At 38.9% G+C, this 17,226-nt stretch carries 17 protein-coding genes; 16 read left to right on the top strand and 1 reads right to left on the bottom strand.

Annotated features, from left to right (window positions below; all coding sequences use genetic code 11):
* Nucleotides 1-3: 3 nt before the first annotated feature.
* Entirely contained in the window at nt 4-642 is a 639-nt protein-coding gene (locus JG735_RS09230) for a Crp/Fnr family transcriptional regulator (protein ID WP_201334781.1), read from the bottom strand.
* A gap of 153 nt (nt 643-795) precedes the next feature.
* Between JG735_RS09230 and JG735_RS09225 the strand changes: the two genes are divergently transcribed.
* From JG735_RS09225 to JG735_RS09150, 16 genes are all read left to right on the top strand, one after another.
* Nucleotides 796-1,128 carry a hypothetical protein gene (locus JG735_RS09225; protein WP_201334780.1) on the top strand — a complete coding sequence of 111 codons (333 nt, stop codon included), beginning with the start codon at nt 796-798 and terminating at the stop codon, nt 1,126-1,128.
* Nucleotides 1,129-1,140: 12 nt separating this feature from the next.
* The gene (locus JG735_RS09220) at nt 1,141-1,818 is read left to right on the top strand and encodes a cytochrome c (RefSeq protein WP_201334779.1); all 678 of its coding nucleotides are present in this window, start codon (nt 1,141-1,143) and stop codon (nt 1,816-1,818) included.
* A complete protein-coding gene (locus JG735_RS09215) occupies nt 1,805-3,241 on the top strand; it encodes a cbb3-type cytochrome c oxidase subunit I (RefSeq protein WP_236583991.1) in 1,437 nt (478 codons plus the stop codon). The genes JG735_RS09220 and JG735_RS09215 overlap by 14 nt, the downstream gene beginning before the upstream one ends.
* A gap of 50 nt (nt 3,242-3,291) precedes the next feature.
* Nucleotides 3,292-3,456 (top strand): hypothetical protein, encoded by a 165-nt coding sequence (locus JG735_RS09210; RefSeq protein WP_201334777.1) that lies wholly within the window; start codon nt 3,292-3,294, stop codon nt 3,454-3,456.
* A gap of 62 nt (nt 3,457-3,518) precedes the next feature.
* Nucleotides 3,519-5,180: a nitrite reductase gene (locus JG735_RS09205; protein WP_201334776.1), complete on the top strand. Its 1,662-nt coding sequence runs from the start codon at nt 3,519-3,521 to the stop codon at nt 5,178-5,180.
* A gap of 104 nt (nt 5,181-5,284) precedes the next feature.
* A complete protein-coding gene (locus JG735_RS09200; RefSeq protein WP_201334775.1) occupies nt 5,285-6,964 on the top strand; it encodes a cytochrome D1 domain-containing protein in 1,680 nt (559 codons plus the stop codon).
* 1 nt (nt 6,965) lies between these two features.
* Entirely contained in the window at nt 6,966-8,069 is a 1,104-nt protein-coding gene (locus JG735_RS09195) for a radical SAM/SPASM domain-containing protein (protein ID WP_201334774.1), read from the top strand.
* A 9-nt stretch (nt 8,070-8,078) separates the two neighbouring features.
* Complete coding sequence (locus tag JG735_RS09190) at nt 8,079-8,306, top strand: hypothetical protein (protein ID WP_201334773.1); 228 nt, start codon at nt 8,079-8,081, stop codon at nt 8,304-8,306.
* A complete protein-coding gene (locus JG735_RS09185; protein ID WP_201334772.1) occupies nt 8,303-9,451 on the top strand; it encodes a cytochrome D1 domain-containing protein in 1,149 nt (382 codons plus the stop codon). Before JG735_RS09190 ends, JG735_RS09185 begins: the two co-directional genes overlap by 4 nt.
* A gap of 17 nt (nt 9,452-9,468) precedes the next feature.
* A complete protein-coding gene (cobA, locus tag JG735_RS09180; protein ID WP_201334771.1) occupies nt 9,469-10,200 on the top strand; it encodes a uroporphyrinogen-III C-methyltransferase in 732 nt (243 codons plus the stop codon).
* Nucleotides 10,201-10,579: 379 nt separating this feature from the next.
* Nucleotides 10,580-13,171, top strand: coding sequence for a Sec-dependent nitrous-oxide reductase (gene nosZ / locus JG735_RS09175; RefSeq protein WP_370583476.1), 2,592 nt, complete (start codon nt 10,580-10,582; stop codon nt 13,169-13,171).
* 186 nt (nt 13,172-13,357) lie between these two features.
* Nucleotides 13,358-14,146, top strand: a complete 789-nt coding sequence (locus JG735_RS09170; protein ID WP_201334769.1) for a cytochrome C — start codon at nt 13,358-13,360, stop codon at nt 14,144-14,146.
* Nucleotides 14,143-15,360, top strand: coding sequence for a nitrous oxide reductase family maturation protein NosD (locus JG735_RS09165; RefSeq protein WP_236583965.1), 1,218 nt, complete (start codon nt 14,143-14,145; stop codon nt 15,358-15,360). Before JG735_RS09170 ends, JG735_RS09165 begins: the two co-directional genes overlap by 4 nt.
* A complete protein-coding gene (locus tag JG735_RS09160) occupies nt 15,357-16,139 on the top strand; it encodes a 4Fe-4S dicluster domain-containing protein (protein WP_201334768.1) in 783 nt (260 codons plus the stop codon). The genes JG735_RS09165 and JG735_RS09160 overlap by 4 nt, the downstream gene beginning before the upstream one ends.
* A 2-nt stretch (nt 16,140-16,141) precedes the next feature.
* Complete coding sequence (locus tag JG735_RS09155) at nt 16,142-16,720, top strand: hypothetical protein (protein WP_201334767.1); 579 nt, start codon at nt 16,142-16,144, stop codon at nt 16,718-16,720.
* Entirely contained in the window at nt 16,717-17,217 is a 501-nt protein-coding gene (locus tag JG735_RS09150) for a c-type cytochrome (RefSeq protein ID WP_201334766.1), read from the top strand. The genes JG735_RS09155 and JG735_RS09150 overlap by 4 nt, the downstream gene beginning before the upstream one ends.
* Nucleotides 17,218-17,226: the final 9 nt, after the last annotated feature.

Genomic DNA, 17,226 nt, shown 5'->3' with positions numbered 1-17,226 from the left:
TGGTTATTCAAAGAAAGATCGGAATTCCTCTTTTTTGAGGACTTTGTATTGAGAACGATTTTTTTCAAGAAGTCCCAGCTTTTTAAATTTTGAGATGATGCGAGAAAGGGTTTCTGGCGTGATGTTGAGAAGTGTCGCAATCTCGTTTTTTTTCAGATCCATAAACTCTTCTTCGTGTTCGTAAATAAATTTTGCCACTCTTGCAGTGGAACTTAAGACAAGATCATTGGTGATAACATGTTCAAGATAGCGGATCTTATTGGTTAATGACTTAATTATTGTAAAAGCAATTTCAGGGTTTTTTAAAAATTCTTCTTCAAATATTTTATAATCGATTAATAAAAGTTCACCCTCTGTGAGGAATTCTCCCGATGCGGGATAGGGAATCTGTTCAAAATTGACGATTTCTGCGATTAAATTCGGCGGATAGAAAACATGTAGTACGATTTTATTGCCTTTGTGATCGCTTTTGTAGATCTGTAAAATTCCCTTTGTCAGCAAAATAAGATGTTTAGCGATCTCTCCTTCATAAAAAACGATACTTCCTTTTTTATACTGCTTTAAAACAGAAATCTCTTTCAATCGTTGAAACTGTTTGTCGTCGAGATTGTTAAAGAGATAGAAACTGCGTATTTTTTCCATATATTGGCCTTTTTTATTGGGAGATACAATTATAAATTGCAAAAAATTAAATGGAGCTAAAAAACTAAGTTCAATATTTATTGATCAATATCAAAGTAATGGTTCAAAAAAAGACATACAATAAAAATGTAAATTTATTTTTAGGAGGGATCGATGGAGTATTATATGCACGATATTCCAAGCCAAGACTTTTTACCAATCTTCGTCATTTCTGCCTGGGTCATCCTATTTGGAATGATGTATGCAGGTTTTTTTACATTGGTGAAGCTGAGATTGGTAAAAAAATATTTCATAGTCTTGGCATATCTCTCCTGGGGTGCATTGGTGGCGTGTATATACTATTTAGGTGAGCTGCTACGGGTGGAACCTTATACACAAAAGGTTCTTATAGGTGCGATGGTGGGATATCTTGTATTTCCACACATCGTCTATTTTCTACTCGAAAAGGTCCATAACCGTTTCGAGCATAGTGAAGTTACATCTTAAGAAGGAGGCGATATGGACAATAAGCCATCAGTTTGGACCAGTAACAGGTTCTGGCGGCGATCTGCGACATGGGTAACGGGTGTGTCTGCAGTGCTATTGATACTTTTGACCTTTGATTCAATGGCACAGATGCAGATGGGTACGGCACAAGATATAAAAAATAAAGTCGATAAACGGATACCTTCACCGGTAGTGATTAACTACAAGATCGACTATCAGCTCAATAGAAAAAGAGGGCACGAAGTTCCAATTATAGGTGGAATGGATGCCAATGGCAACAGTAAATATGAGGAAAAAGAGAAATTTTTCGGTCGGGATGATTACAGTGAAAAAGAAGCAAGAGCGCTTATTCACAAAGGAAAGCTCACCATTCAGGCGAAAAACTGTATGGATTGTCATACGCTTCTTGGGAATGGTGCCTATTATGCACCGGATTTAACCAAAGCATGGCTCGATCCAACATGGGAAACTCTTGCTCCTGCATATGGAGGAAAAGAGTATGCAATGGCAAAATTTTTACAAAATCCTCCGGCTATGGCTATGCATGAGCGAAAGATGCCAAATCTTGGTATTACAAAGGATGAAGCAAAAGCGGTTGTTGCGTATCTGAAGTTTATGTCTGCGATCGATACCAACGGATTCCCGAGAAACTTTGGAAAAATCAAAGGAGCGGTCGATGCAAGGAAATAACGGTCAACTCTATGAAGGGCAAAAGTTAGCGCTCAAGTATTTTACAGTTGCGATAGTTTTGTTTGGTGCCCAGCTTCTTTTTGGGCTGATAGCAGCGATACAGTTTTTGTATCCCGGATTTTTGTTTAATACACTTGACTTCTCCATTGCGAGAATTGTGCATATCAATGCACTTGTCGTTTGGCTTTTGTATGCAATGATCGGTGCAGTGTATTGGCTTTTACCAGATGAGGCTGGCAGAGAAGTGGTAGGTGTCAAGCTTGGAAATCTGGCATTTTATGTTTTGACTGCAGCTGTTGCTGTTGTTGTATTGGTCTATCTTTTTATCCAAGTAGGTCCGGGAAATGAGATGACAACATGGCTTATTACGGAAGGCCGTGAATATATCGAAGCACCACGATGGGCGGATATTGGTATCGTTGTCGTAGTACTCATTTTCCTTTATAATGTGTATGCTACTGTTATGAGTGGTAAAAAGACTGGAATATTAGCAGTCTTAATGGCAGACTTGATTGCTTTGGCAGGTTTGTATTTAGCAGGTATGTTCTATACAGACAATATTTCTGTTGATCAATTCTGGTGGTGGTGGGTTGTTCACCTTTGGGTTGAAGCAACATGGGAAGTTTATGTTGCAGCAGTTGGTGGCTATATCCTCATTAAAACGCTCAATGCAAACAGAAAAGTAGTTGAGATGTGGCTATGGATCGAAGTAGCCATGATGTTTGGATCTGGTATCTTGGGTCTTGGTCACCACTACTTCTGGATAGGAACACCAGAATATTGGTGGGAAATTGGAGCGCTCTTTAGTGCACTTGAACCAGTTCCACTCGTAGGTCTTTTTGTTCACGTACTTTATGACTGGGGTAAAGAGCGAGGAAAAGGGAACACTATCAAAAACGTTCCAGCTTTTGCATGGTTGACAGTTGAGACATTTGGAAACTTCCTAGGTGCTGGTGTGTGGGGATTTATGCATACACTCCCTCAAATCAACCTTTATACTCACGGAACTCAGTGGCCAGCAGCTCATGGACACTTGGCATTCTTTGGTGCATATGTAGCGATTATGATTGCTGCTATCTATCTTGGTGTTCAAGGAAAGGCAGGACTCAAAGAGCTTAAAATGACAAAAGCTGGATGGTGGGCGATTACACTTATCACTGTTGGAGTACTTTTGATGACAGTATCTTTAACACTTTCTGCATATGTACAAACGATGGTCGAACGGGGTATGTATGGTGGAACATGGGAAGGATACTTTGTTGCTCAAGCAAATCAATGGTTTGTACAAGGTCTGGGATGGAGACTTGCAACAGGTCTTATGGTAATCGCCGGATATGTTTTCTTAGTATACGACCTTTTGACATGTACAAAAAAACAGCCAGCTGAAGTGTATGAGGCAAGTGGTGCGGCAGCAGCTGCTTAAATAAGAAAATATTAATAATAACTTCAATATAATTGATATAAGGAGCAACTATGTTTGAGCCATGTACCGATGTGGTCTGCAGTTTCTGGTCCATACTCAATCAAGGACCGATGACATTGACCATTACACTCCATACGTTGATCGTCTTACCGATGATCTGGATCTATTTTGATGAGAAGAAAAAGATGGAACATGGAGATATCCCGGAAGAGTAATCCGGGCCTCCTGTGCTCCATGTAATGGAGGGAGAGGGGCAAATCTAGATAAAGGAGTATCAATGAAACTCAAAATTGGAATGAGCGCTGTTCTTGCATTAAGTGCCTTTGCAAGTGGTGCTTTAGCAGCTGGGAATGTTTATCTTAGTCCCGATGAGATGAAAAAAGCGACCCAAATCTATTTCGATCGATGTGCCGGATGTCATGGGATGCTTAGAAAAGGGGCATTGGGTCCTAACTTATTGCCTAAAAAAACAAAACAAATGGGGACTGAAACTTTAGAATATATCATTTATAATGGTACTCCTGGTGGGATGCCAGACTGGGGTGCTTCAGGTGAATTGACAAAAAAAGAGACAGAATTGATGGCTAAGTTTATTCAGCTCCCACCAGTATCGCCACCGGAAAAAAGTATGGCGGATATGAAAAAAACATGGAAAGTTTTAGTACCGCCAGAAAAACGTCCTACAAAGCCTGAAACTAAAAGAAATTGGGAAAACTATTTTGGTATAGTGCTGAGAGATGTTGGCAAGGTGGCAATTGTTGATGGTGATACAAAAGAGCTTGTAAGTATTGTTCCTTCTGGATTTGCTACCCATATCCTAAGAACCTCTAAATCTGGCCGATATATGTATGCAATTGGTCGGGATGGTAAGGCAAGCGTTATCGACTTATGGATGAAAAAACCACAAAATGTTGCAGAAATTAGAGTATGTAACGATGCTCGAAGTATCGATACTTCAAAAGCAAAAGGGTATGAGGATGAGTATGCGGTTGTAGGATGTTACTGGCCTCCTTCAATCGTAACGCTTAAAGGTGATACGCTTGAGCCTATCCAAATCGTCTCAACCGCAAGCTATACCTATGATACAGGTGAATTTACAAGAGAGGCTCGAGTTGCTTCCATCGTTGCGAATCACCATAAACCTGAGTGGGTTATCAACGTCAAAGAGACTGGTCAGGTATGGCTCTATAACTATTCTGATCCAAGAGATCCGAAGATTCATATGCTGATGGCAGAAAGATATCTGCATGATGGTGGTTGGGATTTAACCAAGCGATACTTCCTCGTTGCGGCGAATGCTCGTAACAAAGTAGTTGCAGTGGATACAAAAGATGGTGAAGTTGCTGCAATTATTCCTACTGGTGGTACAAAACCACACCCTGGACGAGGTGCAAATGTAAGCCATCCAAAATATGGTCCAATCTGGTGTACTGGACACATCGGTAGTAACGATGTAGTATGTATCGGAACAGATCCAACATACCATCCGCAATATGCATGGAGAGTGGTTAAAGATATTCATCTACCTGGAGAAGGTGGGGGTAACCTCTTTATCAAAACACATCCAGCATGTAAATATATCATCGCAGATAGACCGGTTAACCCTGACAGAAAACTACAAACACAACTTTACGTAATTGATAAAAATAAACTTAAAGTTGTAAAAACAATTAAAATTCCTAGAAAATATGTAAAAGAACGAACAGTTACAGTTAACGGCAAAAAAATCAAAGTTAAACCAAGAGGACCGGTTCATATCGAATTCAATAAAGACGGTGATGAATTTTGGGTCAGTGTTTGGGGTAACAAGCTTGTACCAAGTGCGATCTTGGTATACGATGCTGAAAAACTCAAACTCAAAAAAGCGATCACAGGAGATTGGGTACGAACTCCGACAGGAAAATTCAACGTCTTCAATACAAAATACGATATCTACTAAGATTGACCGGGCTAAGGCCCGGCTAATCTTTCAGTGTTATAATATCGATGAGTGAGAAGTGCCAAGAGGTCTTGGTAGTTCTTGCTCCTCATAGAGGAGTTATTATGAAACAGGTTGTATTGCTGCTTTTTTTGCTCACTTTTTTACCAGCTTCACCATTGATTCATGAACTAGAAGCAAAGAACTTCAAAAACAAGGGATATGACAGCTATCAGAAATATTGTGCTGTATGCCACGGGAAAGAACGACAAGGCATTTCGGCACCACCCCTTTTACCACAATTTATCAAACGTCTTAATGATAAGAAACTCCATGCCATTATTAAAAACTCTTTACCACAAACACTGATGCCCAAATTCTCATTTTTAAGCGATCAAGAGATCGAAGCCATTGTTCGCTATCTCAGAACACCTGCGAAAAATATTACCTGGTCAAAAGAGGATATCGTACAAAGCAAAAAAGTATTCTCCAATTCTAAAAAAAATCTGGGTATCACAAATATAGAAAATGTCACGTTAGTTGTAGAGCGAGGAGCAAACAGAGTATGGGTGATGGAGAACGAAAAAGTTTTAGACAAATTTACTTTTAAAAATGTGCATGGTGGCCTCAAGTATACATTGGATGGAAAAAACTTCTATATTCCTACACGGGATGGATGGATAGGGCACTATAGCTTGGAACATGGAAGATTGGAAGAAAAAATAAGAGCATGTGTCAACCTTCGCAATATCTCTTTGAGTCGAGACAGTAAATATCTTTTTGCTACCTGTTTGCTTCCTGAGCGGGTGGTCGTATTTGAAAGAAACAATTTAAAACCTGTCAAAATGTATGATGTGAAGGGAAAAATAAGTGCTTTATATGAGTTGTATAGCAAAGATGAAGCGATTTTTACCCTTCGTAACAGTCCAAAGCTTTACAAAGTCGATACGAAATTACTCCGGTTTACTTCTTATAAGCTAGATAAGCCGATCGAAGATTTTTTTATCGATCCCTTTGAAGAGTATATTATCGGTACAACACGACACGGAAAAGATCTTCGGGTTTATGATATTAAAACATTGAAAGAAGTATTTCAAGCACCAATCGAGGGAATGCCACATCTATTTAGCGCAACGTATTGGTATAAAGATGGAAAATTTTACTTTGCTACACCGCATCTTAGAAAACCTTACATTACGATTTGGCAAATGTATGACTGGAAGCTTGTTAAAAAAATCAATGTAGGCGGAGACGGTTTCTTTGTCAAAACCCATCCGCAAAGCGATTATTTGTGGGTTGATAATGGAAGTGATCAGCTTATCCTTGTGGATAAAGCAAAATATACAATTAAAAAAATAGTTCCGAGAAAAAACAAACGATATATCCATACTGAATTTAGCGGAGATGGAAAATATGCCTATTTGAGTATTTATGAACCAAATGGGGATCTGCTTGTATGGCAAACGGATACATTTAAAGAGTTAAAGGATTATAAGGCAAATGTTCCGGTAGGGAAGTACAACTTTATCAATAAAAACAGAAAGTTTTATCCAAGACTTTTTGGGCTCTCCATCTTCAAAGAGAAGTGCTGGGGATGTCATCATCAAACTGCCATGGCTTTTGGGCCGCCATTTGCCCAGATTGCGAAACAAAGAAGTGATGAAGAGATGATGGCACAGATAACAGATCCAGAGCATACTTATAAATATTTGGGATACAAAAGAAATGCGATGCCAGCCTTTCATCTAAGCCCTAAAGAGCTTCGATGCATTGTCGATTACATCAAAAGTTTCAAGGATAAATAAAGTGTTTCGTTTGAGTAATTTGATCAAATCCTCTATTGAAGATCTTCCGCAGCGCTATTTGCATGGTGCCATAGCGATCTGGAATTTCACTAACAGATGCAATCTAAGCTGCTTGCACTGTTACTCAAAAGCCGGACTTGAATCGCAAGACCATCTAACTACCCAAAAGATCATGCAGACGATTCCCCAGCTTAAAAAGGCGGGCGTGAAATTTGTAATATTTAGCGGTGGTGAGCCGTTAACAAGAAAAGACATTTTTGATATAGCTGAAAAAATGAGAGAAGAGGGAATTGCAACCTATCTTTCTACTAACGGACTTTATATCCACCATTCCAATGTAAAGCGTATCATCGATACATTTTCATATATCGGTATCAGTATCGACGGAACACAGGCTATTCATGACAGATTTAGAGGACTTGAGGGAAGTTATACAATGAGCCTCAAAGCGATCGATCTCATTCATGAGCATGGTGGGAGAGTAGGGATCCGTTTTACTATCACAAAAGAGACAGTTGATGCACTTGAACATATTTTTGAGCTGGCTGAGACGAAAGGGATTGACAAGGTGTATATCTCCCATTTGGTCTATAGTGGCAGGGGATTGGATAATCTCAAAATGGATCTGACAAAAGAGCAAAGAAAAAAGGCAGTAGAATATATTATTCAAAAAGCGTTTGAATATTATGAGAGTGGGCAAAATATCGATATTGTAACAGGAAATATGGAGATGGATGCGGTCATGCTTTTGCAGACTTTGGAAAAAAGGGATGCTGATGCTGCAAAAAGACTCATGCAAAGACTGCTTCAATGGGGTGGTAACAGTGCAGGGAGGAATCTGGTCAATATCGACAGTGAAGGAAATGTAAAACCGGATCCATTTTTCCCTGAAACAGTTGGCAACATCTTTGAAAAACCTTTTGATACGATATGGCTAGATGATGGAAATCCACTTTTGCAAAAGCTTCGTCAGTTTCCACGAGGGATCAGCGGAAAGTGCCAAGATTGTGAATGGATAGAGATTTGCAATGGGGGAAGCCGCCCAAGAGCATGGGCGATTCATGGTGATCTGTGGGCGGAAGATCCAAGCTGTTATGTAAAATAGGAATAAGGAATGAGTATTGTTAAGGCAGTAACTAAATACGCTCAACAAGAGTGTAAATTTTATAACGCTACAAAAAAGCTAAAAAGTGCAAACAGCTACGCTGCCCTATGGGTAAAATCCACTTTTTTTAACGCTTTTTCTTCACTAAAATTTACAATTGTTTCGCTTGATTTAGTCAATATCTTTCTTATTCTAATTCCTAATTCCTATTTCCCAGTTCCAAAGGATAAAGTATGAAAATAATTGTAGCTTTTTTATGTATAGTGTTAACGGTTTTTGCTCATGAAAAAGTGTTTGTTGTCGAGCGTGAAAACAGTGCACTGGCTGTGATAGAGAATCATAAGCTAAAAAATGAGATAAAAAACTTGCACAATTTCAATCACGCTGTAGTGAAATTTATTGAAAATGATGGTTATGTCATTACAAGGGATGGATATTTGATCAAATTTGATCCAATTCATGAAAAAAAGATTGCTGAAGTTCAGGCAAGTAAAAGCGCTATCGGCTTTACATTGGCAAAAGATTTTATAGCCGTAGCAAACTATGCAAACAAAACAGTAGAAATCTATGATAGAAATCTTCGACATCTTCAAACTATCGATACTGGTTCAAGAAATGTGGGAATCAAAACCTATAAAGATTATCTTGTTTTTGCCGCAATGGATAGTGATGCAATATGGGTTATGAAAAAGATTGTTGAAAAAATTCCGCTTCGTTGCATCAAACCGGATGGCACACCGATGTATGAGAAAAAAATCCATTTTGAAAAAGTAAAAATCATAAGAAATGCAGGTGAAATGCCCTTTGATGCGATGATTAATAAAAATCTTTATGTAGTAGGGTTTTTCAATTCACCGTTTGTTGGTGTTTTAAATCTTGATACGTTTGAATATAAGCAAGTTCCTTTGAAACTGGAAAAAAGAACGATGGTTCTAAAGGTGCCTCATTTTGGCTTTTGGTCTATTATGAAAGATAAGTTTTTTATACCGGCTGTGGGTGACAATAAGGTTTTTGTATTTGATCAAAACTTCCATTTTCTCAAAGCGATTGAAGTAGAAGGGAATCCTGTTTTTACTTCACTGAGTCCTGATAGACGATATCTGGCTGTGACTTTCAGCGGGAAAAAGTTCCCGATTGTACAGATTGTTGATACGAAAAGCTTACAGGTCATCAAACGGTTTGATTTTGGAGGCATGGTGTTGCATGTGCGATGGAGCAAGGAAGAACCACTCTTATATGTTTCCAATAACGGCCTGAGCAAAGTGATTGGGATGGATATCAAGAATTGGAAAGAGGCTTTTGAAGTAGCCGTGCCAAAACCATCGGGGATTTTTATTTTTGATATGAAGCAAGGAAATAGGCCAAAAGAGGCGCTACAATAAAGAAAAAAAGGCGTAGAATGGGGAAGGTCTATCTAACTGGAGCAGGTCCAGGTGATGTTGAACTGTTAACACTGAAGGCTGCAAGAGTTATCAAAGAAGCGGATATCATCATCTATGACAGACTGGCTAATCCCGAAATTCTGAAAATGGCAAAAGATGGATGCGAATTTATCTATGTGGGGAAAGAGGATGGAAAGCATATTTTGCCCCAAGATCAGATCAATGAGGTGATTTACCAAAGCGCTTTACGGGCTGATGTGGTGGTCCGACTCAAAGGTGGTGATCCTTTTGTTTTTGGCAGAGGAGGCGAAGAGGGTGCCTACCTTCGAGAGCGAGGGATCCAATTTGAGATTATTCCAGGAATAACCTCTTCTATCAGTGTACCAGCGTATGCCGGCATTCCAGTAACGCATAGAGGTATCAGTGTGAGTTTTCGGGTCGTTACAGGCCATGAAGCGCCAAATAAAGAAACGAGTCAGATTCCATGGGAAAATTTTAAAACAGACGATACGATTGTCTTTTTAATGGGATTGCATAATCTTCAAAATATTGCGCAAAAATTGATTGAAATAGGAAAACCGAAGGATTTTCCGGTAGCAGTGATCTCCAAAGGAACCACTCCAGAGCAGAAAACTGTAATTGGTACGCTGGAAAATATCTACGAAAAAGCAAAAAATCTTCCTACCCCTGCACTTATTGTAGTCGGAAAAGTGGTCGAACTTCGAGATAAGCTCAATTGGTTTGAATAAAAATTAAATAACTTTGTATTTTTTGCTTTTTTACAAATTTTAATAATGAGCCCTTTGATTCTTCGAAAAGAGCCAATAAAAAGTGTACCTGTTTCTCTCTAAAATATAATGATAAATTTTAAGTTTTAATCTTGATGAACAACAAAAAAATTTTTTGGCCTTTAAAAAAAATCGTAGCTATCGTCTGTTTTAATTGACAAAAAGTCACAAATTTGCCACGCAAACCTTAAACGAATCCTGTACAACTCATAATCAATACTTCATTTTTTTATAAAATTTTTAAAAAATTAAGCTTCTTTTTAAGTAATGGCTCCTATAATTATTTAATGTTAACCCAGTGTTAATCGCTAATAAAAAGGAGGAACGAATGTATCGAGTCATGAAAAGGCTTATCAGCCTTGTGGCGGCAGCAGGACTGGTTTCTAGCGTTTCACTTGCACAAAGTGAACTAGAAAAGATTATGAAAGAGCGTGGGCTGACGCAAGATGATATTCTTGCAGCTGCTAAAACCTATACCCCATCAGGTGGAAGGGATAAATATATTGTATTTAGCTCCGGTGGACAATCTGGCCAGATAATGGTTTATGGTGTACCATCAATGCGGATTTTGAAATTTATCGGTGTTTTTACACCTGAGCCTTGGCAAGGCTGGGGATATGATGATGATACGAAAAAGGTATTGAAAGAGGGTTGGAGAAACGGTAAAAAAATTACATGGGGGGACACTCACCATCCAGCGCTTTCAGAAACGAATGGTGTATATGATGGAAAATGGCTTGTCATTAACGATAAAGCGAATCCAAGACTTGCCGTTATCGACTTAAAAGACTTTGTAACAAAGCAAATCGTTGTCAACCCTGTTTTTAAGTCGGACCATGGTGGAGCTTTCTTTACACCAAACAGTGAATATATTTTGGAAGCGTGTCAATATGCAGCACCATTTGATAACAACTACCACCCAATGGAAGAGTATGCAGATGTATATAGAGGTGGTGTGACTGTTTGGAAATTTGATCACGAAAATGGACGAATTATTCCAGAAGAGTCTTTTACTATCGAAATGCCGCCTTACATGCAAGATTTGAGCGATGCAGGTAAAGAGCTAAGCTATGGATGGGGATTTACCAACTCATTCAACTCTGAAATGTATACCGGAGGTATTGAAAAAGGGCTTCCACCATTTGAGGCTGGTTGTAGCCGAAACGATACAGACTACTTGCATGTATACAATTGGAGAAAACTAGCTGAGCTTGCAAAAGATCCAAAAAATGTAAAAATTATCAATGGACATAAAGTTATTCCTATCGAAGTAGCGGTAAAAAATGATTGTCTTTTCTTGATTCCAGAGCCAAAATCTCCACACGGAGTGGATGTGAGCCCAGATGGTCGATATATTGTTGTGTGTGGAAAGCTTGATACTCATGCAACTGTATATGACTTTAAAAAGATTATGAAAGCTGTGAAAAATCATGACTTTGCTGGAAAAGATCCATACGGTATTCCAATTATCGATATGAAAAAAGCGATGCATTGTCAAGCAGAACTTGGTTTAGGACCACTACATAACCAATTTGGACCAAAATGGAAAACTGAAGGTGAGATCTATACATCACTCTATGTTGACAGCCAAGTTGTCAAATGGGATTATCTCAATTGTGAAGTCAAAGATAGAGTCAACGTAAACTACAACATCGGTCACCTTTGTGGAATGGAAGGAAAAACAGAAGATCCGCAAGGCGAATATATTATCGCACTTAACAAACTTGCAATCGATAGATTCAACCCAATTGGACCACTTCACCCACAAAACCACCAGCTCATTGATGTTAGCGGTAAGAAAATGAAACTGCTTTATGATATGCCAGTCCCACTTGGTGAACCACACCAAGCAGTAGCGATTCGAGCAAGCAAGCTTCATCCAGAAGTACGCTATCCGATGGGAACAAATCCGTTTACCGGAAAAGTTCATAGAGGAAAAACGCTTGCCGGACAAGAAAAAATTGTTCGAAAAGGGAACCATGTTTATGTCTATGGAACATTGGTGCGAAGCCATATCAATCCTGAGCACGTGACTGTCAATAAGGGCGATATCGTCACATTCTATCTCACAAACCTAGAGCGAGCGGAGGACGAAACACACGGCTTTACAGTAGACTGGTACAATGTACACGCATCACTTGAACCAGGTAAAACTGTGGCTGTAACATTTAAAGCGGATCAAGAAGGGGTATTCCCATACTACTGTACAGAGTTCTGTTCTGCACTTCACCTAGAGATGATGGGTTACTTGCTTGTAAAAGATCCAAATAAAGTTTATAAATCTGTACGTAAAATCAAACTCAAAAAAATGAGCAAAGAAGAGCTCATGAAAGAGTACAAAAAAACAGTTGCTCTCAACGAAGCAACGAAAAAAGTTATTCAAAGTGTTGTGAAATTCCTAAAAGAAAATCACTATGAAAAATTCCCTGTAGTCAAACAGCTTGTTGAAGATGCGATGGATCAATTCAGCAAAGTTCCTGCTGAAGAGAAAAAAGCTGAAGAAGCACTCAAAAAAGGTGATATAGAAACTGCAATCAACTTCCAATACCAAGCATGGCAATATTTGGTTAAAACTGCTGATGTTGGTATCAGAGCTAAAGACCTCCTTGTTAAAAAACTTGCAACTCCTATGAGCGAAGCTGCAAAACGAGGAGAAGTTGCGTTTGCTGAAGGTGGTTGTAACGGATGTCACGTCATCGGTAAAGTAAGTTCTGGACCAGACCTTGTAGGGGTGCTCCAACGACATGAAAATGGTGAAAAATGGGTAGCTGAATTTATCAAAAACCCATCTAAATTCTATAACGATCCATATGTAAAAACATTGATTGACTACTTCAACCTCCGAATGCCGAATCAGCATATGAGTGATCAACAAATCAAAGATATCATCGAATATCTCAAGTGGATCGATCAAAACGCAAACCTCTTCTAATTTTCGAAGCCCTTCTGGGCTTCAACTATAGTTTGGATTATTTTTATTGTTACAAAGTTTGCATTCCTTGTTAAATATAACTATATATAATAATAAAAATAATCCAGACTAATTTTTGATGTAAATCATGTGCTTTTATGCAAAATAGTGTTATGATAAGAATAATTTCTGATGAAGGATGAAACGATGAAAAAATATCAGATCTACGCCCTGATTGCGTTGGCTGTGCTGCTTTATTGGTTCGTTATACCGGCAGTTTTGACACATGATGTTAACTATCTTGCCAAACAGGGGAAAGCAGATAAAATCCCAGAGATCGCTTATAAAGTGTGGGATTATTATATGAAAGGGCGCTATGTGAGTCCAAACACACCTCCCGAAGCGTTGGATAAAAATAAAAATCCTATTTTGAAAAAGATGATAGAGTACAATGCCGAGATAGGCGTTGCAAGTGCACCTATTTGGTATGTATCCTTAGAAGCTCCAAACTATCCAAAAGATGCCTTTCCAGAAGGTATTCCTGTATACTACCATTTTGATGGATTTAGTGGTGATGTGCATGAGATGAATACGATTAATCACTTTATCGGTATGGATCCGATGGAGCGGGGAGCTCCATATCTTAGAATGATGGCTCCGTATGTCCTCGTTCTTTTGGCATTTGCATATGTGCTGTTTATCCTCTATGATTGGAAGTGGTTGAACTATATCATGTGGATTGCTGTAGCGCTGCCACTTATTTTCTTGGGATTTTACGCATACTGGCTCTACTGGTTTGGCCATCATATGCATGACTGGGGAGCATTTAAAATTAAACCATTTATGCCAACGGTATTTGGAGATGGGAAGGTTGCACAGTTTACTACCCACTCCTATCCTACCATCGGTTTTTGGCTGCTATTAGCGATTAGTTTCTTTACGCTTCTAGCCATCATTTCAAAAAACAGATATCTCAAAGAGAGAAATGCTTCATGAAAAAGATGGCCCTTTTGACTCTTTTTGGTTTGATGTTGCAGGCTGGAATCTTGCAAGATGCTATTAATAAAGCAAAACCTGGTTCCAGACTTGATTTACCAAAAGGAGTGTACAAAGGGCCGATTGTTATTGATAAACCGTTGATGCTTGTTGGACATGATACGGTTATCGATGGAGGAGGCGAAGGAACCGTTGTTTCCATCAGAAGTTCAAATGTTATCTTAAAAAAACTTACTATTCGCAATAGCGGTAATGAGCATGAAAAGATAGATGCGGGAATTTCTGTAAAAGATGCTTCTTTTGTGCAAATAGATCACTGTAAAATTGTTAATTGTCTGTTTGGTATAGATTTACAAAATGTAAAAAATTCCGAAATCATACACAACTATATCACTTCAAAACCGTTTCCCTTGGGGATTCGAGGTGATGGTATCCGCCTTTGGTACAGCAACGATAATGTTTTAAAAGAGAACCATCTGTATAAATCGAGAGATTTTGTGGTGTGGTATAGCCATGGCAATAAAATCGTCCATAACAAAGGCGAATATGGCAGATATAGTCTTCATTTTATGTATGCCGGGAGAAATTTTGTAGAAAACAATATTTTCAAACACAACAGTGTCGGGATATTTTTTATGTATTCAAAAGACACTATTGCAAAAAATAATATTATCATGAGTTCCCTTGGAACAACTGGTATCGGAATAGGCCTAAAAGACGCATCCAATTTTACCTTGCAAAACAATACCATTTTGTATTGTGCCAAGGGTTTGTATATCGACCGGAGTCCATTTGAACCGGGACAAATCAACAAAATTGTTGGTAATGAAATCTTATATAACTCTATAGGGATTCATTTTCACTCCCTTAGTACAGATAATCTTATTACGAAAAACGTATTTAAGGGAAATATGGAAAATGTTTATGACGATTCGGGCCAGGGACGAATCCATGCAGTTATGAACAAATGGTATGAAAACTATTGGGACGATTATCAAGGTTTTGATCAAGACGGCGATGGGATTGGCGATGTGCCTTATACGCTTTATTATTATGCGGATAAGTTGTGGCTTCTCAATCCAAATATCAGATTCTTTTATGGATCACCGGTGATTAGCATTTTAAATTTTTTGTATAAGCTGGCACCATTTTCGGAGCCTATTCAACTACTTACCGATCCTAAGCCGCTGATGCATGAAGAGGGGGTATCATGAACGATAAAAAAAGAAGAGATTTTGTGAAGCAGATGGTAGGCCTTGGTGTACTTGGCCTGGCTGCTGCTGGAACGGTGTGGGGAGGAAAAGAGCTTTTACAGCGAGAAGAGTCTCCTCTTCGCCCGCCGGGTGCAATGCCGGAACATCAGTTTTTGGCCCTTTGCATAAAGTGTGGGCAGTGCCTACAAGTATGTCCGTATGATTCGATTATGTTGGAAGATGTAAATGGAAAAGCAGGAGTTGGAACAGCCTATATCGATCCAGATAAAAGGGGCTGTTATCTTTGTAAAGCACTTCCTTGTATTTTAGCCTGTCCAAGCGGGGCGCTTGATCACAGCAAAGCAGACGATGTACGAAAAATACACATGGGAGTGGCTATCATAGCAAACGAGAGTGCATGTTTGGCGCTTTATAATAAGCCAGTTCCCGAAAGTGAAAAAGATCTTATCTATGAACATACGAAAGTTTTGACCCCTGCTGAAAGACGGGAAAAGAAGGTATATGATCTGCCATCACCAAGTGAAAAGAGAGTTTTGCAGACAGAACTTTTGAAAAAAGTAGAAAAGTATGTAGGCAAGCAGTGTACGATATGTGCAGATTTGTGCCCATATCCTGAACCTTCTTTGGCTATAGGAATGGTACGAAAAGGAGCCGGATATATTCCAGAAATCCGAGAAAAATGTGTGGGATGTGGTGCTTGTGTAGAGCTATGTCCTACCGATGTATTAAAAATCATTCCAAGAAAAACCTATGAAGAGGTTTATGGGAAAAAGGCATGAGTATGAAAATAGTAAAGTTGATGATAGCAGTGCTTGTTATTTTAGCTATCGCTGGATGTGGTGAAAAAAAAGAGAAAAAAGAGGCTGAAGTGAATGCTCCAGCAAAGATTACAATTACAGAAGGTGCAGTACAGGAACAAAAAGCAGTCAATAAAAAAAGCGGTGACAATGGGGAGTTCTATTACTCTTACAATAAGGCGCAACAAGCACAAAATCAGGTTGAAGACGAAGGAAAGTATACAGAGCTTGGAGCCTATAGACATATTCTCAACAACTATCAAAAAGTACAAATCTCTTTATGGGCAAATAAATTGAGCAAAGATTTTCTGATCTACTGTTCTGCTTGTCACGATGACTATGCCAATGGAATCATAGGGCCATCTTTGCTCGACAAAGATGGATCCTATATCTATGAACAGCTGCAAAAATTTAAAACAGGAAAACGCAAAAACGTTTTAATGGAGCAGCTTGTGCATAGATTGAGCGATGAAAAACTCAAAGCTTTGTCTGAAGAGATTGCAGCATTCAACAAAAAAGTCAAAAAACTACTCGAGCAACATGGACAAAAGGATAGAAAATGATACGACACATTATTGCAGCAATAGCAGGAGCACTTACGGTGGCAGCCATTTTGTATATGGCAAATCTGGATCGAGAAGTCCATAGACTTCAGATGATTCATGAGATTATCGAAAAAAGCAAGCTCGAAGTTCCTATGAATAAAAAGATACAGGCAGCTTCAAAACAGCAGCAGGTTAAGAAAAAAGAGGAGAATCAGGAAGAGGCTAAGTTAAAAGTACTGAAAGAAAAAGCGGGACGCTTGAGCGCTTTTGAAGTGAGTCCACTGTATCGTAGAAATTGCGCTTCTTGTCATGGTATCAATGGTGAAGGTGCTGTAGGTCCGAAACTCATCGGAAAAAGCAAGGAGTATATCCTTCAAGCGTTGCATGATTTTAAAACAGGTAAACGAAAAAATTATGTGATGTATGGACTTTTGCAAAAACTGGATGATGCGAAACTAGAAGAGTTGGCAACAGAGATCGCCTCTTTTGCACAGAAAATGAATCAATCCAAATAGGGGGGAGTC

The sequence above is a fragment of the Nitratiruptor sp. YY08-10 genome, from assembly GCF_016629565.1.
GTDB lineage: Bacteria > Campylobacterota > Campylobacteria > Campylobacterales > Nitratiruptoraceae > Nitratiruptor.
This window is presented reverse-complemented; position numbering and strand designations above follow the sequence as displayed.